The organism is Bradyrhizobium sp. 33ap4 (genome assembly GCF_032654765.1).
GTDB lineage: Bacteria > Pseudomonadota > Alphaproteobacteria > Rhizobiales > Xanthobacteraceae > Bradyrhizobium > Bradyrhizobium australafricanum.
On record NZ_JAUMTJ010000015.1, the window covers coordinates 113,706 to 133,962 of the forward strand.

19 protein-coding genes are annotated in these 20,257 nt (G+C 65.3%); 11 read left to right on the top strand and 8 right to left on the bottom strand.

The genetic code is table 11. From position 1 onward, the window contains the following. Positions 1-158: 158 nt before the first annotated feature. Entirely contained in the window at positions 159-1,343 is a 1,185-nt protein-coding gene (locus Q2M23_RS13920) for a substrate-binding domain-containing protein (protein WP_316395912.1), read from the bottom strand. 79 nt (positions 1,344-1,422) lie between these two features. After that, positions 1,423-2,604, bottom strand: a complete 1,182-nt coding sequence (locus Q2M23_RS13925) for a substrate-binding domain-containing protein (RefSeq protein WP_316395897.1) — start codon at positions 2,602-2,604, stop codon at positions 1,423-1,425. Between the two features lie 178 nt (positions 2,605-2,782). Here Q2M23_RS13925 and Q2M23_RS13930 point away from each other — a divergent pair, with 178 nt between their 5' ends. Next, entirely contained in the window at positions 2,783-3,226 is a 444-nt protein-coding gene (locus tag Q2M23_RS13930) for a MarR family winged helix-turn-helix transcriptional regulator (RefSeq protein WP_016847408.1), read from the top strand. Between the two features lie 165 nt (positions 3,227-3,391). Further along, positions 3,392-3,826, top strand: a complete 435-nt coding sequence (locus Q2M23_RS13935) for a VOC family protein (protein ID WP_168858585.1) — start codon at positions 3,392-3,394, stop codon at positions 3,824-3,826. Between the two features lie 58 nt (positions 3,827-3,884). Here the strand turns inward: Q2M23_RS13935 and secA are convergent, their stop codons facing one another. Beyond that, the gene (gene secA, locus Q2M23_RS13940; RefSeq protein ID WP_316395898.1) at positions 3,885-6,749 is read right to left on the bottom strand and encodes a preprotein translocase subunit SecA; all 2,865 of its coding nucleotides are present in this window, start codon (positions 6,747-6,749) and stop codon (positions 3,885-3,887) included. A 392-nt stretch (positions 6,750-7,141) separates the two neighbouring features. Between secA and Q2M23_RS13945 the strand changes: the two genes are divergently transcribed. Both Q2M23_RS13945 and argJ read left to right on the top strand, forming a co-directional pair. Beyond that, a complete protein-coding gene (locus tag Q2M23_RS13945) occupies positions 7,142-8,068 on the top strand; it encodes a peptidylprolyl isomerase (protein ID WP_057015624.1) in 927 nt (308 codons plus the stop codon). A gap of 305 nt (positions 8,069-8,373) precedes the next feature. Further along, complete coding sequence (gene argJ / locus Q2M23_RS13950; RefSeq protein ID WP_229189787.1) at positions 8,374-9,615, top strand: bifunctional glutamate N-acetyltransferase/amino-acid acetyltransferase ArgJ; 1,242 nt, start codon at positions 8,374-8,376, stop codon at positions 9,613-9,615. 261 nt (positions 9,616-9,876) lie between these two features. Here argJ and Q2M23_RS13955 read toward each other — a convergent pair whose 3' ends face one another. Next, positions 9,877-11,205 carry a TadE/TadG family type IV pilus assembly protein gene (locus Q2M23_RS13955; protein ID WP_316395899.1) on the bottom strand — a complete coding sequence of 443 codons (1,329 nt, stop codon included), beginning with the start codon at positions 11,203-11,205 and terminating at the stop codon, positions 9,877-9,879. Positions 11,206-11,379: 174 nt separating this feature from the next. Between Q2M23_RS13955 and Q2M23_RS13960 the strand changes: the two genes are divergently transcribed. Further along, a complete protein-coding gene (locus Q2M23_RS13960; protein ID WP_316395900.1) occupies positions 11,380-11,790 on the top strand; it encodes a (deoxy)nucleoside triphosphate pyrophosphohydrolase in 411 nt (136 codons plus the stop codon). Positions 11,791-12,135: 345 nt separating this feature from the next. Here the strand turns inward: Q2M23_RS13960 and Q2M23_RS13965 are convergent, their stop codons facing one another. Then, positions 12,136-12,978 carry a methyltransferase domain-containing protein gene (locus Q2M23_RS13965; RefSeq protein WP_316395901.1) on the bottom strand — a complete coding sequence of 281 codons (843 nt, stop codon included), beginning with the start codon at positions 12,976-12,978 and terminating at the stop codon, positions 12,136-12,138. A 77-nt stretch (positions 12,979-13,055) separates the two neighbouring features. On the opposite strand from Q2M23_RS13965, the gene Q2M23_RS13970 reads away from it, so the two are divergent. The 5 genes from Q2M23_RS13970 (at position 13,056) to Q2M23_RS13990 (ending at position 16,063) form a co-directional block, all read left to right on the top strand. Beyond that, on the top strand, positions 13,056-13,865 hold the full coding sequence (locus Q2M23_RS13970) for a ComF family protein (RefSeq protein ID WP_316395902.1): 810 nt from the start codon (positions 13,056-13,058) through the stop codon (positions 13,863-13,865). A gap of 29 nt (positions 13,866-13,894) precedes the next feature. Next, a complete protein-coding gene (gene grxC, locus Q2M23_RS13975; protein ID WP_057015554.1) occupies positions 13,895-14,167 on the top strand; it encodes a glutaredoxin 3 in 273 nt (90 codons plus the stop codon). Beyond that, on the top strand, positions 14,167-15,042 hold the full coding sequence (locus tag Q2M23_RS13980; RefSeq protein WP_168858580.1) for a carbon-nitrogen hydrolase family protein: 876 nt from the start codon (positions 14,167-14,169) through the stop codon (positions 15,040-15,042). The genes grxC and Q2M23_RS13980 overlap by 1 nt, the downstream gene beginning before the upstream one ends. After that, positions 15,039-15,509, top strand: a complete 471-nt coding sequence (locus Q2M23_RS13985; protein WP_316395903.1) for a DUF1178 family protein — start codon at positions 15,039-15,041, stop codon at positions 15,507-15,509. The genes Q2M23_RS13980 and Q2M23_RS13985 overlap by 4 nt, the downstream gene beginning before the upstream one ends. 113 nt (positions 15,510-15,622) lie before the next feature. After that, positions 15,623-16,063 carry an EamA family transporter gene (locus tag Q2M23_RS13990; RefSeq protein WP_316395904.1) on the top strand — a complete coding sequence of 147 codons (441 nt, stop codon included), beginning with the start codon at positions 15,623-15,625 and terminating at the stop codon, positions 16,061-16,063. Here Q2M23_RS13990 and Q2M23_RS13995 read toward each other — a convergent pair whose 3' ends face one another. From Q2M23_RS13995 to Q2M23_RS14005, 3 genes are all read right to left on the bottom strand, one after another. Beyond that, positions 16,064-16,963, bottom strand: a complete 900-nt coding sequence (locus Q2M23_RS13995; RefSeq protein ID WP_316395913.1) for a DMT family transporter — start codon at positions 16,961-16,963, stop codon at positions 16,064-16,066. A gap of 256 nt (positions 16,964-17,219) precedes the next feature. After that, entirely contained in the window at positions 17,220-17,990 is a 771-nt protein-coding gene (gene ubiG, locus Q2M23_RS14000) for a bifunctional 2-polyprenyl-6-hydroxyphenol methylase/3-demethylubiquinol 3-O-methyltransferase UbiG (protein WP_057015558.1), read from the bottom strand. Positions 17,991-18,004: 14 nt separating this feature from the next. Beyond that, positions 18,005-18,472: a PH domain-containing protein gene (locus Q2M23_RS14005; RefSeq protein WP_057015559.1), complete on the bottom strand. Its 468-nt coding sequence runs from the start codon at positions 18,470-18,472 to the stop codon at positions 18,005-18,007. Positions 18,473-18,681: 209 nt separating this feature from the next. On the opposite strand from Q2M23_RS14005, the gene Q2M23_RS14010 reads away from it, so the two are divergent. Beyond that, positions 18,682-19,938 carry an aspartate kinase gene (locus tag Q2M23_RS14010; RefSeq protein ID WP_057015560.1) on the top strand — a complete coding sequence of 419 codons (1,257 nt, stop codon included), beginning with the start codon at positions 18,682-18,684 and terminating at the stop codon, positions 19,936-19,938. Positions 19,939-20,257: the final 319 nt, after the last annotated feature.

A 20,257-nucleotide genomic window follows, 5' to 3' on the forward strand; every position in this document is an offset into this window, starting at 1 on the left:
CTCCTGATAGTTTTGATCTTTGGATTTGATCCCTCGACGCAGGGCGCAGCGGCGCGTTGCCCGCGCGAACCGCTCACCCCGTTGCTGTATTGAAAACGGAAATATTTTCCTTTTCAAGTATTATTTCGCAAGACCTTCCGGCGACGCTGTCGCACTGCTCAGATCGGCTTGATCACCCTGAAGTCGAGACCGTCGGCTTCGGCGAGATACATCGGCATCCTGGCATGGCCGCTGCGCACCGTGACCGGACCGCGCGGGCCGCGATAGACGAGGTTGTCCGCCGCCGCGAGCAGCGGCCGCATGTCCAGCGTGCCGGCGCGCTTGGCGGCGGCCTCGAGCAGGCAGAACCCTTCATAGGCGGACTCGCTGCACGAGCCGACCGGCGGCGCGAACGCACCGAACATCGCGCGATAGCGATCCCTGAAATCGTCGCCGGCCTGCGAGCCGACGGAGGGGAAATAGCCGGAGGCGCAGTACAGGTTCTCGGTCTTGTCGGCGCCGATGCCGAGCAGCGCCGTCTCGTCGAAACAGCCGGCAAAGCGCAGCGTGGTGGCGGCAAGGCCGGCATCGGCGAAGGCGCGGTTGAAGGTCACGCTATCGGTGCCGATCAGCGAGATCAGCACGACATCGGGTTTCGCGGCGCGGATGCGTTCCAACTGCGCCTCGTGATTATCCTCGCCGACCGGCACGAACTCCTCGCCGACCACAAGACCGCCGGTCTCCTTGATGTAACGCTTCACCGCGCGGTGCGACTGCCATGGCCAGACATAGTCGCTGCCGATCAGGTACCAGCGCGAGGCGCGCTTCGCCTCGGCCAGCCAGTGGATCGACGGCCGGTTCTGCCAGCGCGGCGTCTCGCCGATCGCGATGACGCCGGGCGTCCGCTCGCCGCCCTCATAGACCGGCGTGTAGATGTAGGGGATCTTGCTGCGGGTGATCAGGCCACGCAACGCGACGCGCACCGCGCTCGTGTGCATGCCCATGATGAGATCGACGTCGTCGGACGCGATCGCCTGCTCGGCGCGGTCGAGTACGTCCTCGATCGGTCCGCCGGCGTCATAGACCGAGAACTCGACCTCGCGGCCGAGGATGCCGCCGCGCCGGTTGATGTCGGCGACGGCGAGCTGTGCGCTCGAGGTCGCGGCCGGTCCCCACATCCCGGGCGAACCGGTGCAGCAGACGAAGCCGGCGATCCGCAGCCGGCTGCGCGCACCGCGCGGACCGAAACCGTCCCGATCCATCGGAGAAAACACCCGATCGGACCGCGCCGACGTCAGGTTCCGGAACAGCAGGGAAGGCGGGCATGGAAGGCCGCCATACCTGTTGCTCAAGGTTCGGGCCATGACGTAGGGCGTCGAATGCACACCTGCTCCTGTCTGGCACCGGCAAGCCGCGCGGCGAGCGCGGCATCGCCCGGTCCATCTAGATCGTCCTGATCACATTGAAGTCGAGACCGTCGGCCTCGGCAAGATAGATCGGCATCTCAGCGCGGCCGTCGCGAAGGGTGACGGTGCCGCGGGCGCCGCTGTAGACGAGGTTGTGCGCTGCGGCGGACAGCGGTCCGATCGACAGCGAGCGCGCCTGGTTGGCCGCCGCTTCGAGAAAGCGCATCCCCTCATAGTTCGACTGCCCGACCGAGCCGATCGGCGGCGCATGCGCCCCGAACATCGCGCGGTAGCCGGTCCGGAAGTCGTCATTGGCGCGCGAATCGATGCAGCCGAAATAGCCGGAGGCGCAGAACAGGTTTTGGGTCGAGTCCGGGCCGATGCCGAGCATCACGGTCTCGTCCATCGCGCCGGCGTAACGTAGCGTGGTCGCGGCAAGCCCGGCCTCGGCGAAGGCGCGGTTGAAGGTGATGCTGTCGGTGCCGATCAGGGTGATCAGCACGACATCGGGCCGTGCTGCGCGAATCCGCGCCAGATGCGGCTCGTGATTGTCCTCGCCGAGCGGGACGAATTCCTCGCCGACGACATGGCCGCCGGCCTCCTTGATGTAGCGCTTCACCGCGCGATGCGACTGCCAGGGCCAGACATAATCGCTGCCGATCAGATACCAGCGCTGCGCCTTCTTGACCTCGGTGAGCCAGTGGATCGCCGGCCGGCTTTCCGCGCGCGGCGTCTCGCCGATCGCCATCACCCCGGGCGTCCGCTCGCCGCCCTCATAGACCGGCGTGTAGACATAGGGGATGCGGCCGGCCGTGACCTTGCGCAGCGCGAGCCGCACCGCCGAGATATGCGAGCCCATGATCACGTCGATCTCGTCGAAGGCGATCGCCCGCTCGGCGCGGCGCACCACCTCCTCGATCGGGCCGCCGGCGTCGTACATCGACAATTCGACCTCGCGGCCGCGGATGCCGCCGCGGCGGTTGATCTCGGCGACCGCGAGCATGACGCTGTTGGCGGAGATCGGCCCCCAGATCCCGGGCGCGCCGGAGAAGGTGATGAAATTGCCGATTCGAAGCTTGCTGTCGGTGCCGCGACGGCGCGACGAGCCGGGCTTGAGGGTCAAAGCGAGATCGGCCGCGCAGGACGACGGATTTCGAAACAGCAGCGGCGGCGGGACGGGCATGCCGCCATACGCCTGGAAAGAGACCGTCGAGAGCACGCCAACTCCTGTCTGGGAAGCAGTACGCAACGCAGCCAGCGGGCGGTCGCGGCATCCGCCCCTTGGTTGGGGGAATATCCTAGGTGAAAATATTGAATATTCAACAATTGAAGTGCATATAGAAACGGCATGAGTTGCCGGACATTCATTCACCGGGTCAGGAACCAGGTCTCACGCCGTGGCTAAACCGCCGAAAGAAAATTCCCCGATCACCGAACATCTCGCCTACCTGCTGGCGCAAGCCAACCGGGAGATCAACCGGCAGTTGGAGACGCGGCTCGCCAAGGAAGGCGTGCCGGTCGAGCAGTGGCGCATCCTGAAAGTGCTGTCCGACGGCAACGGCCACTCGATGGGCGAGCTTGCCGATGCTGTGCTGCTCAACCATCCGACGCTGACCAAGATGATCGACCGCATGGTGTCGGACGCCCTGGTCTATCGCGTCCAGGATCCCAAGGATCGCCGCAAGGTGCTGATGTTCGTCTCCGACCGCGGCAAAGCGCTGTGCCGGCGGCTCAACTCGCTCGCGGTGAGCCAGGAAGAGCACATCGTCGAGAGCTATGGCGACAAGTCGACCACTGAACTCAAGCGCCTGCTGGAAAGCCTGATCGGCAGCGCCAATTAAGGCCGCGCCGGCCCGGCGCGCCCCTGCCGAAACCATCGAAAAAAGACCGGCAGGAAATGTCGGGATGCGGCGGTTTGGTGCGTCCTTGGGGCGCGCCCTGCGGCGCAGCCTTCGCGTGCCGTCGCGCAGGTCCACCCGATCACTCGCTAGTGAGGATTTCCCGTCATGACTTCGATCACGCCGTTCCTCTGGCTCGACAACAACGTCCGCGACGCGGTCGCCTTCTACCAATCGGTGTTTCCGAACGCCAAGATCGAGACCGTCAGCGATTTCATGGCGAGCTTCGAACTCGAGGGGCAGCGGTTCCACGCGCTCAATGGCGGGCCGCAGCACAAGTTCAACGAGGCGGTGTCGTTCTTCCTGAGCGTCGAGACCCAGGAGCAGGTGGACTACTTCTGGGAAAAGCTCACCGACGGCGGCCAGGAATCGCGCTGCGGCTGGCTCAAGGACCGCTTCGGCCTGTCCTGGCAGGTGATCCCGACCGCGCTCGGCCGCTATCTCAGCGCCCCCGATCGCAAGGCAGCCGACCGCGCGATGCAGGCGATGCTGAAGATGCAGAAGATCGTGATCGCCGATCTCGACAAGGCCTTCGCCGGCTGAGAGCGATGCGGCTCGACGGGCGCGGGCCAGTCGCCCGCCGCCTCAGCGCGCGCGGCGGCTACGCGTACCGGCCGTGGCAGTGCTTGTACTTCTTGCCAGACCCGCAGGGGCAGTCCTCGTTGCGGCCGACCTTGCCCCAGCTCGCCGGATCGTTCGGATCGCGGTCGGTGGCAATCATCCCCGGCGCCAGCGAGGCCTGGGCGTAGGTCGCCTCGGTCAGGCGGGCCTGCGCGAACTCGTCCTCGCCGGTGTTGGGATCGAGCTTGTGCGCTTCCATCAGCGGCAGCGGCTCCGGCGGCTCCTCCGGCGGCACGATCTCGACCCGCATCAGCTGCGCGGTGACGGCCTCGCGCAGATGCGCGCTCATCTCCTGGAACAGGTTGAAGGCCTCGGTCTTGTACTCCTGCAACGGATCGCGCTGGCCATAGCCGCGCAGGCCAATCACCTGGCGCAAATGGTCGAGCATGATCAGGTGCTCGCGCCAGAGATGGTCCAGCGTCTGCAGCAGGATGGTCTTCTCGACGTAACGCATCACGTCGGGACCCCATTGCGCGACCTTGGCGGCCATGCGCTCGTCGACATGGGTCTCGATGCGCGTCAGCAACTCCTCGTCGGCGATGCCCTCTTCCTTGGCCCATTCGTCGACCGGCAGATCGACATCGAGCACGCGCTTCAGCTCGTCCTTGAGGCCGGCGGTGTCCCACTGCTCGGCATAGGCGTGCTCGGGAATGTATTTGGCGACCACGTCCTCGACAAAGGCATGGCGCATGTCGGTCACGGTCTCGACCACGCTGTCGTCCTTCATCAGGTCGACGCGCTGGTCGAAGATCACCTTGCGCTGGTCGTTCTGGACGTTGTCGAACTTCAAGAGGTTCTTGCGGATGTCGAAGTTGCGCGCCTCGACCTTCTGCTGCGCCTTCTCGAGCGCCTTGTTGATCCAGGGATGGATGATCGCTTCGCCTTCCTGTAGGCCTAGCCGCTGCAGCATGCTGTCGAGCCGGTCGGAGCCGAAGATGCGCATCAGGTCGTCTTCCAGCGACAGGAAGAACTTCGAGCGGCCGGGGTCGCCCTGACGGCCGGAACGGCCGCGCAGCTGGTTGTCGATGCGGCGGGATTCGTGACGCTCGGAGCCGATGATGTAGAGGCCGCCCGGCTTCTTCACGGTTTTCGCGGGCTTGTTGCCCTTGGCGGGCTCGACCTCGAAATCCTCTTCCGCCTTCAGCACGATCTCGCGGAAGCGCTCGATGTCGGCCTTGATCTGCTCGATCTTCTTGGCCTTCTCGGCTTCATCGGTGATCCCGGCGGTCTCCTGCTGGATCCGCATCTCGAGCGAGCCGCCGAGCTTGATGTCGGTGCCGCGGCCGGCCATGTTGGTCGCGATCGTGATCGCGCCCGGCACGCCGGCTTCCGCGACGATATAGGCTTCCTGCTCGTGGAAGCGCGCGTTCAGCACCGCGAACAGCTTTGCCGGCTTGCCGGCGCGCGCGGCGGCATAGAGCTTCTCCATGCCGGATTCGGACGTGAAGTCGATCTGCTTGTAGCCGTGCTTCTTCAGGTACTCGGCCAGCACTTCCGACTTCTCGATCGACGCCGTGCCGACCAGCACCGGCTGCAGCCGCTTGTTGGCGCGCTCGATCTCGGCAAGGATCGCGGCGTATTTCTCGTTCTGGGTGCGGTAGACCTCGTCGTCCTCGTCGAGGCGCGCCACCGGCAGGTTGGTCGGGATCTCCACGACCTCGAGCTTGTAGATGTCGAACAGTTCGTCGGCTTCGGTCAGCGCCGTGCCGGTCATGCCGGACAGCTTCTGGTACATCCGGAAATAGTTCTGGAAGGTGATCGAGGCCAGCGTCTGGTTCTCGGGCTGGACCGTGACGTGCTCCTTGGCTTCCAGCGCCTGGTGCAGGCCTTCCGAATAGCGGCGGCCCTGCATCATGCGGCCGGTGAACTCGTCGATGATGACGACCTCGTCGTCGCGGACGATGTAGTCCTTGTCGCGCGTGAACAGCGTGTGCGCGCGCAGCGCCTGGTTGACGTGATGCACGACGGAGACGTTCTCGACGTCGTACAGCGAGTCGCCCTTGAGCTGGCCGGCGTCGCGCAGCAGGTTCTCCAGCTTCTCCATGCCGGCTTCGGTCAGCGTCACCGTGCGCTGCTTCTCGTCGACCTCGTAGTCGTCCTTCTTGGCGAGATTCGGCATGAAGGTGTCGATGGTGTTGTAGAAATCCGAGCGGTCGTCGAGCGGGCCGGAGATGATCAGCGGCGTGCGCGCCTCGTCGATCAGGATCGAGTCCACCTCGTCGACGATCGCGTAATAGTGCTCGCGCTGGACCATGTCCTCCAGGCGGTACTTCATGTTGTCGCGCAGATAGTCGAAGCCGTATTCGTTGTTGGTGCCGTAGGTGATGTCGCAGGCATAGGCAGCCTTGCGCTCGGCGTCGTCGAGGCCGTGCACGATCACGCCGGTGGTCAGCCCCAGGAAGGCGTAGATCTGGCCCATCCAGCCGGAGTCGCGGCGGGCGAGGTAGTCGTTGACGGTGACGACGTGGACGCCCTTGCCGGCGAGCGCGTTCAGGTAGACCGCGAGCGTCGCGACCAGCGTCTTGCCTTCGCCGGTTTTCATCTCGGCGATGTCGCCCTCGTGCAGCACCATGCCGCCGATCAGCTGAACGTCGAAATGGCGCTGGCCGAGCGTCCGCTTGGCGGCCTCGCGCACCGTGGCGAAGGCCGGAACCAGGATGTCGTCCAGCGTCTTGCCGCTGGCGAGCTGCTGCTTGAATTCGGCGGTGCGGGCCTTGAGCTGATCGTCCGTCAGGTTGACGAGCTCGGGCTCCAGCGCGTTGATGGCGTTGACGCGGGACTGATACCCCTTGACCCGACGGTCGTTGGCGGAGCCGAAAAACTTGCGGGCGAGCGCGCCGATCATGCGAAATTCCTGTTCTTCGGTCTCGAGTTCGGTCTTCGTTCGGTGTTGGAATTCAACTTGGAATTCAGTCTTGGATTACAGCCTGAGATGGTCCGCCGGATAGCCTATCAACTCAACGTGACGCGCTACGGTTCGAGCCCCGGCCCGGGGGCTCCTCCGCCGATTGAGTGGGAAACAGGCCATCCTGGGTTCAACGGCGAAAAACGCAGCAAAATAAGCGCTCTCGCCGCCGACGCGGTTGGCCAGAGATATGGCCCGGTCGGGGGGTTGTCAACGCTGGCAAGATGTCAAGGAATTCATCATTTTGACAAGACTTTCGCGTTGCCAATGTAACACGATTGGGCGAGTGTCCGCCCCGCTCGAGCTTCCCCCCTTTGAGACAAGGATTTTGCATGACCACCTCGCCCCCGGAAACCAAAACCGGCCTGCGCCTCGGCCTCGCCACCCTGGCCGCGACGGGCTGTCTTGTCGCAGTGCTGGCTGCCGGCCTCCCGGTCCGGGCCGCGGAATCCGATCCGGTGCTGGCGAAGGTCAACGGCTCGGAGATCCACGCCAGCGACGTGGCGCTCGCCGAGGAGGAACTCGGCCAGAGCCTGCAGCAGATGGACCCCTCGACCCGCAAGGACAACGTGCTGTCCTTCCTGATCGACATGAAGATCGTGTCCAAGGCCGCCGAGGACAAGAAGATCGAGAACAATGACGACTTCAAGAAGCGGCTCGCCTTCACCCGCAACCGCCTGTTGATGGACAGCCTGCTTGCCAGCGAGGGCAAGGCCGCGACCACCGACGACGCCATGAAGAAGGTCTATGAGGAGGCCGCCAAGCAGATCACCGGCGAGCAGGAGGTGCGCGCCCGCCACATCCTGGTCGAGACCGAGGACGAGGCCAAGGCGATCAAGGCCGAGCTCGACAAGGGCGCCGACTTCGGCGAGCTCGCCAAGAAGAAGTCCAAGGACCCCGGCGCCTCCGACGGCGGCGACCTCGGCTTCTTCACCAAGGAGCAGATGGTGCCGGAATTCTCCGCGGTCGCCTTCTCGCTCGAGCCGGGCAAGATCTCCGATCCGGTCAAGTCGCAGTTCGGCTGGCACATCATCAAGGTCGAGGAAAAGCGCAACCGCAAGGCGCCCGACTTCGAGCAGGTGAAGGCCCAGATCGAGACCTATGTGACCCGCAAGGCGCAGGCCGACTACGTCGCCAAGCTGCGCGAGGCCGCCAAGGTCGAGCGCATGGACAAGCCGGCCGACGCGGCCGCGCCGGCGGATGCCGCCAAGGACGCGCCGAAGCCGGCCGACAACAAGATGGCGCCGGCGAAGAAGTAAGCTTCGCGACGTCAATAGCTTCAATGCGCGATGGCCGGGCTCGTCCCGGCCATTTTGCTTTGCGGTGCCTTCGATTGATCGCGTCGTTGCAGCCTGTTGCGCAATTGCGCACGGGGGCCGGGACCCATGATCCGCGGCAGAGCTTCTCTTGCCGCGGCAGCAGTTTCTTGAACAATTGATGACGGTGGTTATGGGTCCCGGCTTGCCCGGGACGACGCCGTAGCGCGTTCGTATCGCAGCCCTCTCCCGCTTCTTGCGGCGAGATGTTATGGAGCGCTTCCCTCCCCGTAGCCGGAAGCTTGCCGATGTCCACCGCCGTCTCCCCCCTCGCCCCGCCCGACGTTCCAGAGATGCCCGTGATCGCGGGTGTGCGGCTTGCGACCGCTGCCGCCGGCATCCGCTACAAGGGGCGCACCGACGTGCTGCTTGCGCTGCTCGACAAGGGCACCACGGTGGCCGGCGTCTTCACCAAGTCGAAGTGCCCGTCGGCGCCGGTCGAATGGTGCCGCGCCAAGCTGAAGGGCGGCGCTGCGCGCGCGCTGGTGGTCAATTCCGGCAATGCCAACGCCTTCACCGGCAAGACCGGCAAGGCGTCGACCGCGCTGACCGCGCAGATCGCGGCGAAGGCGGTCGGCTGCGCGACATCGGACGTGTTCCTCGCCTCTACCGGCGTGATCGGCGAGCCGCTCGACGCCACCAAGTTCGACGGCGTGCTGGCGCAGCTCGCACAGACCGCGACCCCCGATCGCTGGATGGACGCGGCCAGGGCGATCATGACCACCGACACCTTCCCGAAAGTCGCCACCGCGACCGTCAAGCTCGGCAAGGCCAAGGTGACGATCAACGGCATGGCCAAGGGCGCCGGCATGATCATGCCCGACATGGCGACCATGCTGTCGTTCATCTTCACCGACGCGCCGCTGTCGGCCTCGGTGCTGCAATCCCTGCTCAAGGCCGGCGTCGAGGACACCTTCAATGCGCTGACCATCGACGGCGACACCTCGACCTCGGACACGCTGCTGGCATTTGCAACCGGCGCAGCCGCTGCCAACGGCGCGCCGAAGATCTCGCGCGCCGGCGACCCGCGGCTGAAGGCCTTCACCAAGGCGTTCCAGCAGATCCTCGCCGATCTGTCCGAGCAGGTGGCGCGCGACGGCGAAGGCGCCCGCAAGCTGGTCGAGGTCGTGGTCGAGGGCGCCACCACCAAACCGTCGGCGCGCAGAATCGCGATGTCGATCGCCAATTCGCCGCTGGTGAAGACCGCGATCGCCGGCGAGGACGCCAATTGGGGCCGCGTGGTGATGGCGGTCGGCAAGGCCGGCGAACCTGCCAACCGCGACAAGCTCTCGATCTCCTTCAACGGCATCCGCGTCGCCAAGAGCGGCGCGCGCGATCCTTCCTACAACGAGAAGGAGGTGTCGGAGGCGATGAAGGCGCCGAAGATCCAGATCAAGGTCGCGCTTGGCCTCGGCAAGGCCAAAGACCGCGTGCTGACCTGCGACCTCACCAAGGAATACGTCGCGATCAACGGGGACTACAGGTCGTAGTAGCCGACATAGCGTCGCCACCTCCGTCATTGCGAGGAGCGAAGCGACGAAGCAATCCATCCGTCCATGCATGCGGACAGATGGATTGCTTCGCTTCGTTCGCAATGACGGCGTGAGTCCCGTCATCCTGAGGAGCGCGTAGCGCGTCTCGAAGGATGCACGCCACGAGAGCGCCGCATAGAGAAACCCTGGCCGTCGCCCCTTCGAGACGGCCGCTTTGCGGCCTCCTCAGGGTGACGGTGATAGAGCGTGTGCGCTTCGCTAACTGCTGATCCGCGCGTCGGCGACGGCCTTCTTGAACAGCGCGTTCATCGCGTCGGCGATGCCTTGCGTCGGGCTGACCTCGAAATAGAAGCCCGGCGACGCGCAGGCCTGCATGTTCTGCGCGATCTGGCTGTTCGGCGACGGGCCGAACGGGCCCTGGTTGAACGGATCGATCCAGGTCATGTACCAGCCGTTGGTCGGCAGCTGCAGGTAAGTCGTGTAGAGCACCGCGATCTTGATGCCGCGGTTCTTGATGGCCGTGCACAACGCCGGATTGATCGGCGACTGGCAGCGATTGCCCCCGCTGACCGGCTTCAGGCAGCTTGAATTCGGTTCGTCAGCCACGCCGTCGGACACGAAGAACAGGTATTTCATCGGCGCCGCCGCCGTGCCCGGGCCCGGCGCGCTGATCGCGTTGCTGATGGCCGGAAGCACCGTCGAGAACTGGCTGTCCTTGTCGGCGGTGTAGGAATCGTTGTTGCCGTAGACGCCCATCAGGTCGATGTTGCCGGCTGCGGTCTTGGCGCTCGACAAGCTGGTCGACAGCGAGAACAGTGCGCGCAGGCCGATCGTCTTCGACGAGGCGCCGAAATCGTAGATCGCCATCCGGTACTGGCTGGCATAGGTCGCGGTGTTCGCGGCCGTGTCCATCAATTGCTGGGTCGCGCTGCGCAGCACGTCGATCCGCGTCGTCACGCCGAGCGTCTTGGCGAGATTGTAGTAGTTGTTGGCGTCGTTGTAGTCGTGACAGGCGAAGGCGCACTTGTCGGACGTGTTGTTGACCATCTTGGTCACGTCGGCGGGCGTCGCCGCAACCCCCATCGACGGCGAGTTGTCGAGCAGGAGATAGAAATCGATATAGAGCGGCATGTTCGCGGTCGAGGTCGACGCGCCGGTCACCGTCATCTTGCTTTGTCCGATCACGCCGAGGAACATGGTCGGGACATCGGCGGTGAACTTGACCGTCGAGGTGATGACGCCGCCGGTCTTGGTCATGGTCGGCGTCACGCTGGTCAGCGTGAAGCTGTTCTGGTTCAAGATGTTGCCGTTGAAGATCTTGGCCGCATCGGCTTCGCCCGCCTGGATCTCGCCGTCCGAGGTCATGGCGCCGGCGGCGATGAAGCTGGGCGATGCCTTGGCGATCGATCCGACGCTCGCGGCGTCGGCGGCCGATATCAGCTTGCTGCGGATCTGGTTGGCGCGGGAATAGTCGACCGCGCATCCGACCGCGACGACGAGCGGCAGCACAGCGAGGCCAAAGGTCATTGCGATGTTGCCGGAGCGATCGCGACGGAAACGGCTGATGGTCCGGATCAAGGTGCTCATGGGTTATGTCGGCAAAGAATATGATGGGCAGATAAATGAGAACCTTCACCCTGCCGGATACGAATTAAGGCCGGCTTATCGCGATCGCGGAAAGCCGCGCGGGCATAAATCGTTTGGCTGACAGCGCGTTGCTGGTTAATGAAAGCTTGCAGACTGGAAGGAATCCCCCGCCGCATGGCTGACATCAAGCTGACCCTCGTCGTCGCCTGCGCGCTTGTCGATGCCGACAAGCGCGTGCTGCTGGCGCAGCGCCCCGCAGGCAAGGCGCTGGCCGGCCTGTGGGAATTCCCCGGCGGCAAGATCGAGCCCGGCGAGCGGCCGGAGCAGACCCTGATCCGCGAGCTGCATGAGGAGATCGGCATCACCGTGAGCGAGCCGTGCCTCGCGCCGCTGACCTTCGCCAGCCATGCCTACGAGACCTTCCATCTGCTGATGCCGCTCTACATCTGCCGGCGCTGGGAGGGCATCGCGGCGGCGCGCGAGGGCCAGAACCTCGCCTGGGTCCGCGCAAGCAAGCTGCGCGACTACCCGATGCCGCCCGCAGACATCCCGCTGCTGCCGCATCTGATCGATCTGTTGCTGTGATCCTCTTCGCCTCTTCCGCTTGCGAGGGAGGCGCGCTGCCAAAATATCGAAAACAACCCCATGCAAAGCAGGTGGCGGTGGCAGGCGTTCGACCAGGCGACTTGACACGTCGGGCAACTCACCGGCATAATTCCATTATTCCGAAATCGTGCAAGCTCCCCTCGCCTTTTCCCGCAAGGACAGGGCAATCGCATATGGCCGTTTGAGGCGATCGGAGTTCCCACAAACTCGTCATGGCCGGGCTTGTTGTTTAGCCCGGCCATGACGGCGCGGAAGAATCGGTTCATTCCATATGCAATTGCCCTCCCCCGCAAGCGGGAGAGGGAGCCCTTGCGTCGTGCGTCCCTAGCGCTTCGTCCCCTTCACCGCCGCCTCAAGGCTCGCCTTCGCCGACCCTGGCTTGAGCGGCTTCGGCTGGCTTTCATGCGGCGCCCAGCCGGACAGCCAGACGATGTCGAAGGTGGCGCGGATGCGGCCGTCGGGATCGGCGAAGCGTTCGCCGTAGATCTGCGCCATCCGCAGCATGGTGGCGCGGCGGGTCAAGGTATGGCGGCGCTCGCGCAGCACATTGGTCGCACCCATGCGTCGCAGGTCAGCCATCAGCGCGAACGCGCTTGAATAGCGCACCACGACGCGGTCGACGTCGGTGACCGGCAGCGCGAAGCCGGCCCGCTGCAACAGCGCGCCGATATCGCGCAGATCGGCGAACGGTGCGACGCGCGGCGACGCCCCGCCCTCGCATTCCGCCTCCGCCGCGGCAAAGCTTTGCCGCAGCTCGGTCAGCGTATCGCCGCCGAGCATCGAAGCGAGCAGCAGCCCGTCCGGCTTCAGCGCCCGGCGGAGCTGCGCCAGCACGCCCGGCAGATCATTGACGAACTGGAAGGCCAGCGCGGAGACCACAAGATCGAGCGACTCCGGCGCCAGACCGAGCGCTTCCGCCTCGCTGAAACCGATCGCATCGACCGCGGCGACACGCCCGCACAGGACGTCCGCGAGCCCGACACCCGGCGTCCAGACATCGGCCGCAGCCGAAAAGCTGCGCGATACCGCCTGCAAGCGGTCCGCCATGTCTTCGCTGGCACGCTCGAGCAGGAATGTCGCCGCGCCCTCGCGCCGCGCGCGCGCCAGCCGCGCGCCGAGCAAGGCGCGGTCGAACAGGATGGGGGCTGAGGGCGGGTTCGGTGTCATGCCGCTGGTTACGCCGGACCGCCGCCGCAGGCAATGCGCCTTGAGCCGGCGTTGCTCAAACGCTAGCCTCGCCCGCCATGGACGCCGAGGCATCACCGACACGCTCCATTACCGGTCACGTCCAGCGCGCGCTTGGCGCGATCGGGGGCGCGTGGCTGCGCACGGCGCGGCTGGCGCTCGATATCGCGCTGCCGACGCTATGCGTTTCGTGCCGCGAGCCGGTCGATGGCGAGGGGGTGTGCGCGGCCTGCTGGGCCAGATTGTCGTTCATCGCGCCGCCGTTCTGCCCGCGGCTCGGGATTCCCTTCGTCTACGATCCCGGGCCCGAGTTGCTGTCGATGGAGGCGATCGCCAATCCGCCGGCCTACAGCAGAGCCCGCGCCGCGGTGCGCTATGACGATGTCGCGCGCACGCTGGTGCACGCATTGAAATACCAGGATCGCACCGATCTGGCGCCAACAATGGGTCGCTGGATGGCGCGGGCGGGGAAGGAATTGCTCGCCGACGCCGATCTGCTGGTTCCGGTTCCTCTGCATTGGCGGCGCGGCTGGAGCCGGCGCTACAACCAGTCCGGGGCGCTCGCCAAGGTGATCGCGCGCCAGAGCGGCGTCAAAATGGCTGCCGAAGCGCTGCGGCGCATCCGCGCCACCGAGCAGCAGATCGGGCTGTCACGCAAGGACCGCGCCAGCAATGTGCAGGGCGCATTCGGGGTCGCCGATGAACGCAAGGCTGACGTCCAGGGCCGCCGCGTGATCCTGGTCGACGACGTCCTGACCTCGGGCGCGACAGTGGATGCCTGCGCGCGGGCGCTGCTCCGCGCCAAAGCCGCGCAGGTCGACGTGCTGGTGTTTGCCCGGGTTGTCGATACCCACCGCGCTCCCATATAATCTGACATTCTGGTTCAACCGAGCGCACCATGACCGCTGCCATTGAAATCTACACCCGCCCGGGCTGCGGTTATTGCAGCGCGGCCAAATCGCTTTTGACGCGCAAGAACGCCGCGTTCACCGAATTGAGCGTCGCCAGCAACCCGGCCTATCGCGACGAGATGTATGGCCGCGCCGGTGCCGGCTCGACCTTCCCGCAGATCTTCATCGGCAAGACCCATGTCGGCGGCTGCGACGAGCTCTACGCGCTCGACCGCGAGGGCAAGCTCGACGGCCTGCTCAGCAACGGAGGCGGCGCCTGATGACGGAGAACATTTTCACCGCCGCCATGGTGCAGATGCGCACCGGATTGCTGCCGGAGCCGAGCCTCGAGCAGGGCACGCGGCTGATCCGCGAGGCGGCGGCGCAGGGTGCCAAGTACGTGCTGACCCCTGAGGTCAGCAACATGATGCAGCTCAACCGCAAGGCGCTGTTCGAGCATTTGGCGAGCGAAGAGGACGATACGTCGCTCAAGGCGTATCGCGCGCTGGCCGCCGAGCTGAAGATCCACCTGCATATCGGCTCGCTGGCGCTGCGCTACTCGCCGGAGAAGGCGGTCAACCGCTCGTTCCTGATCGGGCCCGAGGGCAATCTGCTCGCGAGCTACGACAAGATCCATATGTTCGATATCGATTTGCCGGGCGGCGAGAGCTACCGCGAATCGGCCAATTATCAGCCCGGCGAGACGGCCGTGATCTCCGACCTGCCCTGGGGCCGGATCGGACTGACGATCTGCTACGACGTGCGCTTCCCGGCGCTGTACCGCGCGCTGGCCGAAGCCGGCGCATCGTTCCTCACCGTGCCGTCCGCCTTCACCCGCAAGACCGGCGAAGCGCATTGGCACACGCTGCTGCGCGCCCGCGCCATCGAGACCGGCTGCTTCGTGTTCGCAGCGGCGCAGGCGGGCCTGCATGAGAACAAGCGCGAGACCTTCGGCCATTCGCTGATCATCGACCCCTGGGGCGAGATCCTCGCCGAGGGCGGCGTCGAGCCGGGCGTGTTCCTGGCCGAGATCGATCCCGCCAAGGTCGAGACCGCACGCAAGACCATTCCCTCGTTGCAGCATGGCAGGCGTTTCGGCATTGCCGACCCCAAGGCCGGCCCGGAACATCTGCACCTCGTCCGGGGTTCGGCATGATCCGCTACACGCTGCGCTGCGAGCGCGGCCACCAGTTCGAGAGCTGGTTCCAGAGCTCCTCGGCCTATGAATCGCAGGAGCGGCGTCACCTGATCGATTGCCCGTCCTGCGGCTCAAGCGAGATCGAGCGCGCGATCATGGCGCCGCAGGTCGTCAGCAAGAAGGGCCGCGAACCGGCCCAGCCGGCGCTGGCCGCGCCCGTCGAAGCGACCGGCAATGAATCGACGTCGCTGATGATGGCGCAGGAGCGCGAGCTGCGCAGCAAGCTGAAGGAGCTGCGCGACCACATCGTGAAGAACGCCGACAATGTCGGCGACCGCTTCCCCAACGAAGCGCGCAAGATGCACTACGGCGACATCGAGCACCGGCCGATCTACGGCGAAGCCTCGCCCGAAGAGGCCCGCGCGCTGATCGACGAAGGCGTCGAGGTCTCGCCGCTGCCGACGCTGCCGGAAGACCGAAATTGACGCGCAGCGTCATTCCGGGGCACGCGAAGCGTGAACCCGGAATCTCGCGCCGCAACCTCGAGATTCCGGGTTCGGTGCTGCGCACCGCCCCGGAATGACAATCTGGGACGAGCATGACCCCCGATTCATTCTCCTCCTGGCAGGTCTGGGCGTTTCTTTCCGCCGTCTTCGCCGCGCTAACCGCGATCTTCGCCAAGGTCGGCGTCGAGGGCATCAACTCCGATCTCGCCACCCTGATCCGCACCGTGATCGTGCTGATCACGCTGTCGGCCATCCTGTTCGCGACCGGGCAGTTTACCCAGTCCGGGCCGATCTCGGCGAAGAGCTGGCTGTTCCTGCTGCTGTCCGGGCTCGGCACCGGCGCGTCGTGGATCTGCTATTTCCGCGCGCTCAAGCTTGGACCAGCCACACTCGTCGCACCGATCGACAAGCTCAGCGTGGTGCTGGTGGCGCTGTTCGGCGCCGTCTTCCTCGGCGAGCGCCCCTCGGCCTATGGCTGGCTTGGGATCGCGCTGATCTCGGCGGGCGCGGTGCTGATCGCGGTGAAGGGGTAATTACGCGGCGATCAAGAGCGCGACGCCGATCACGATCAGGACGATGCCGAACACCTCGCGCAGCGAGAACGGCTGCTTGAGCGAGAAATAGGCCACGCCCTGCGCGAACAGCACCTCGATCAGCGCCAGCGTGCGCACATTGGCGGCGGCGGTGAGCGCGAACGCCAGGAACCAGAATTGCGATGAGAACGCGCCCATGAAGCCCGCGAACATCGAGGGCCGCCACAGCTTGAGGATCGACCTCAGCACGTCGGGCGCGCGCAGCGACAGATAGACCGACAGGATCAGCGTCTGCACGAGGAGGCTCCACATCAGCGTGTAGGAGGCCGCCGTGACAAATGAGACTGAGGGCACCGCGATGATCGCGCCGCGAAAGCTCACCGCCGAGATCGCGAACACTGCGGCGGCGCCGAGGCCGAGCACGGTCGGGCGCAGGTCGGCAAAGCTCTTCTGCCCGCCGGGCCGCAGCGCGGTGATGACGACGCCGATGGTCGCGATCACGATCGCGATCATCTTGGTCGTCGTTAGATGGTCGCCGAGGAAGATGAAGCCGAAGATCGCGGTCTGGATCGCCTCGGTCTTCATGTAGGCCGTGGTGACCACGAAAGAGCGGTCGTTCATCGCCAGCAGCATGAAGCCGGTGCCGACGATCTGGCTGAGCGCGCCGGTCACCAGCCACGGCCAGAACGACGATGGCGGCCACGGCACGCGATCGCCGGTCAGCAGCACCGCCAGCGCGAAGAACACCACCGAGAACGGCAGGCCGAACAGGAAGCGGATATTGGTCGCGCCCCAGGTCCCGAGCGGCCCGGTCAGATGCCGCTGCATCGCATTGCGCGCCACCTGCCCGAACGCAGCGACGATGGTGAAGGGGATCCAGAGCGAGGCGATCGTGAACATGGGGGATAAGGAAAGCATGCCGGCGGGAGTACACGCCCAGCGTGCCGATTGCCGCTGACGCGGTCAACCGAGTGGGCGCATGACAGGCCTGCGCGATGTCCACAAACTTCCGTAGCCCGGATGAAGCGAAGCGCAATCCGGGGCCAGCTCATCCGCAGACGAAGCAGTCCCGGATTACGCTACGCTCCATCCGGGCTACGCATTCTGTGTTCGCAGGGACGACACCTGTTGTGTGGCCGAGGCCGTGACACTCAACTCACACCTCTTCCGCCACCACCATGTAGTTCACGTCCATGTCGGTCGACACGGTCCATTTGTCGGCGAGCGGGTTGTAGACCACGCCGGCCTGCTCGGTGACGGTGAGGTTGACGTCGCCGAGATAGCGCTCGAGCTCGGCGGGGGTGACGAACTTGCTCCACTCGTGGGTGCCGCGCGGCAGCCAGCGCAGCACGTATTCGGCGCCGACGATCGCCAGCGCAAAACTCTTCAAGTTGCGGTTCAGGGTCGAGACCACCATCAGCCCGCCGGGCTTGAGCATGACAGCGCAGCGCTTGATGAAGGCGCCGACGTCATTGACGTGCTCGACCACCTCCATCGCCAGCACGATGTCGAAGCGCTCGCGGGCGTCCATCTCCTCCACCGTGGTGCAGCGGTAGTCGATCGACAGATGGCCCTTGTCGGCGTGCAGCTTCGCGGCAGCGATGTTGGTGGCGGACGGATCGATCCCGATCACCTGGGCCCCTAACCGCGTGAACGGCTCGCACAACAGGCCGGCGCCGCAGCCGATGTCGAGCAGGCGCAGGCCGGACAGGCAGCTGAGGCTCTTGGCGTTGCGCTCGAACTTGCGGCAGGCCGCGTCGCGGATATAGGTCAGGCGCAGCGGGTTGATCTTGTGCAGCGGCGCCATCTTGCCGCGCGGATCCCACCATTCATCGGACAGTTTCGAGAATTTCGCGACCTCGGCCGGATCGACCGAGCTAGCGGAGGCATTGGCGGAGGAACCGGAAAGAGTTGATTGCGTGGCCATGATTGCGCGCGCCCCTATCGCGCGGTGATCGAATTGCGGAACGACAGCGGCGCGGCGATGGTCCTGATGGTCTCGATGCCCTCGCCGACGCCGCGGATGGTGACGTCGCCATAATTGAGCAGGCGCCCCATGATGCTCTGGTTGACGTCGACGCTCTCGACCTTGTCGAGGCTCATCTCGAAGGTGCGCCGCTTGATGAAGCCGCTCTTGTGCACCACGCGGAAATTGGTGACGTCGGTTTCGGTGGTCCAGCGGTGGAACCAGGCCGCGGCGGTCCAGTACAGCGCCGCGACCGCGACCACGGCGGCGGCCGCAAAGCAGGCCATCACGAGGCCGTCGACCGTCGTCATCCGCGACAGGATCAAGAGCGCCAGCACCACGATCCAGGCCCCGATCGCCGGCAGATAGAACATCCAGTGCGCATTGGTGGAATACAGCACCTTCTCGCCAGGCTGCAGGATCTCGTCGATATAACGTCCCATCCAATCCGCCTTCGAGTTGCCCCGTGTTACCCGTGCGCCACAACCCGCCCGCAACCGGTCAAAACACCCCCAAAAGACACTCGAGGGCCCCCTACCTACCGGCTTGCCCCCGGGCGCGGCGCTATGTATACGCGCGTTTCGGTCCCCGCGCTTGCGGTTTTCGGCGTGGGTTAACCTACTTATCCTCTTAAAGGAATAGACGCGTCGTCATGGGCCGCCTCGTGATGAAATTCGGCGGTACATCCGTCGCCAATATCGATCGTATCCGCAACGTCGCGCAGCATGTGAAGCGCGAGGTCGACGCGGGCCACGAGGTCGCCGTCGTCGTCTCCGCGATGTCCGGCAAGACCAATGAGCTGGTGGCCTGGTGCACCGATGCCTCGCCGATGCACGACGCGCGCGAATATGACGCGGTGGTCGCCTCCGGCGAACAGGTCACTTCGGGCCTGCTCGCGATCGTGCTGCAGGGCATCGGCATCCAGGCGCGCTCCTGGCAGGGCTGGCAGATCCCGATCAAGACCTCGGAGGCGCATGCCTCGGCGCGCATCCTCGATATCGACGGCACCGAGATCATCACCCGCTTCAAGGAGCGCAAGGAAGTCGCCGTGATCGCCGGCTTCCAGGGCATCAATCCCGACACCGGCCGCATCACCACGCTCGGCCGCGGCGGCTCGGACACCTCGGCGGTGGCGATCGCCGCCGCGCTGCGCGCCGACCGCTGCGACATCTACACCGACGTCGACGGCGTCTACACCACCGATCCCCGCGTGGTGCCGAAGGCGCGCCGGCTCGACAAGATCGCCTTCGAGGACATGCTGGAACTGGCCTCGCAGGGCGCCAAGGTGCTGCAGGTTCGCTCGGTGGAACTCGGCATGGTGCACAACATGCCGATTTTCGTGCGCTCCAGCTTCGACAAGCCAGAGGATATCGACCCGCACGCCAACCAGCCGCCGGGCACGCTGATCTGCAGCGAGGAGGAAATCATGGAAATGCACGTCGTCACCGGCATCGCCTTCTCCAAGGACGAAGCCCAGATTTCCGTGCGCCAGATCGAGGACAAGCCTGGCGTCGCCGCCGCGATCTTCGGGCCGCTCGCGGATGCCAATATCAATGTCGACATGATCGTGCAGAACGTGTCCGAGGACGGCAAGACCACCGACCTCACCTTCACCGTTCCGGCCGGCGACTATAACCGCGCCAAGGACACGATTACCGCCGCCAAGGCCAAGATCGGCTACGCCCGCGTCGATACCGCGACCGACGTCGCCAAGGTCTCGGTGATCGGCAGCGGCATGCGCAGCCATGCCGGCGTCGCGGCCAAGGCGTTCAAGGCGCTGGCCGACCGCAACATCAACATCCGCGCCATCACCACCTCCGAGATCAAGTTCTCGGTCCTGATCGACGCCGCCTACACCGAACTCGCGGTCCGCACGCTGCACACGCTGTACGGCCTCGACCAGGCGTAGGCGCGACCGGCAGGGGCAGGGCTCGCTCCGCTGTCATTCCGGGGCGATGCGACAGCATCGAATCCGGAATCTCGAGGTTCCGGGTTCGCCGCTTCGCGGCGCCCCGGAACGACGAGACCGAGCACTGGCCGTGCTCCCCAGCCGCGCCCCGGAGTTAGAATTTCTCTTAGCGGGCGCAGCATTGGGCTGACGCAGACGTTATTTGCTACTGGCAGGCGTTTTGCTTGGCAAAGCAAGCCTCGATTGGCTATACGGCCAGTCAGGTAGGCTGTCGCAAACTGTGGCACAGTTTAGTGATCCCGAATCGGCGGGAACTGGC

Coding starts and splice junctions, on each gene's coding strand:
- Q2M23_RS13920 (WP_316395912.1), bottom strand. CDS start 1,343: ATGGCCCGAACCTTGAGCAACAGGTATGGCGGCCTTCCATGCCCGCCT.
- Q2M23_RS13935 (WP_168858585.1), top strand. CDS start 3,392: ATGACTTCGATCACGCCGTTCCTCTGGCTCGACAACAACGTCCGCGAC.
- secA (WP_316395898.1), bottom strand. CDS start 6,749: ATGATCGGCGCGCTCGCCCGCAAGTTTTTCGGCTCCGCCAACGACCGT.
- Q2M23_RS13945 (WP_057015624.1), top strand. CDS start 7,142: ATGACCACCTCGCCCCCGGAAACCAAAACCGGCCTGCGCCTCGGCCTC.
- argJ (WP_229189787.1), top strand. CDS start 8,374: ATGTCCACCGCCGTCTCCCCCCTCGCCCCGCCCGACGTTCCAGAGATG.
- Q2M23_RS13955 (WP_316395899.1), bottom strand. CDS start 11,205: ATGAGCACCTTGATCCGGACCATCAGCCGTTTCCGTCGCGATCGCTCC.
- Q2M23_RS13960 (WP_316395900.1), top strand. CDS start 11,380: ATGGCTGACATCAAGCTGACCCTCGTCGTCGCCTGCGCGCTTGTCGAT.
- Q2M23_RS13965 (WP_316395901.1), bottom strand. CDS start 12,978: ATGACACCGAACCCGCCCTCAGCCCCCATCCTGTTCGACCGCGCCTTG.
- Q2M23_RS13970 (WP_316395902.1), top strand. CDS start 13,056: ATGGACGCCGAGGCATCACCGACACGCTCCATTACCGGTCACGTCCAG.
- grxC (WP_057015554.1), top strand. CDS start 13,895: ATGACCGCTGCCATTGAAATCTACACCCGCCCGGGCTGCGGTTATTGC.
- Q2M23_RS13980 (WP_168858580.1), top strand. CDS start 14,167: ATGACGGAGAACATTTTCACCGCCGCCATGGTGCAGATGCGCACCGGA.
- Q2M23_RS13985 (WP_316395903.1), top strand. CDS start 15,039: ATGATCCGCTACACGCTGCGCTGCGAGCGCGGCCACCAGTTCGAGAGC.
- Q2M23_RS13990 (WP_316395904.1), top strand. CDS start 15,623: ATGACCCCCGATTCATTCTCCTCCTGGCAGGTCTGGGCGTTTCTTTCC.
- Q2M23_RS13995 (WP_316395913.1), bottom strand. CDS start 16,963: ATGTTCACGATCGCCTCGCTCTGGATCCCCTTCACCATCGTCGCTGCG.
- ubiG (WP_057015558.1), bottom strand. CDS start 17,990: ATGGCCACGCAATCAACTCTTTCCGGTTCCTCCGCCAATGCCTCCGCT.
- Q2M23_RS14005 (WP_057015559.1), bottom strand. CDS start 18,472: ATGGGACGTTATATCGACGAGATCCTGCAGCCTGGCGAGAAGGTGCTG.
- Q2M23_RS14010 (WP_057015560.1), top strand. CDS start 18,682: ATGGGCCGCCTCGTGATGAAATTCGGCGGTACATCCGTCGCCAATATC.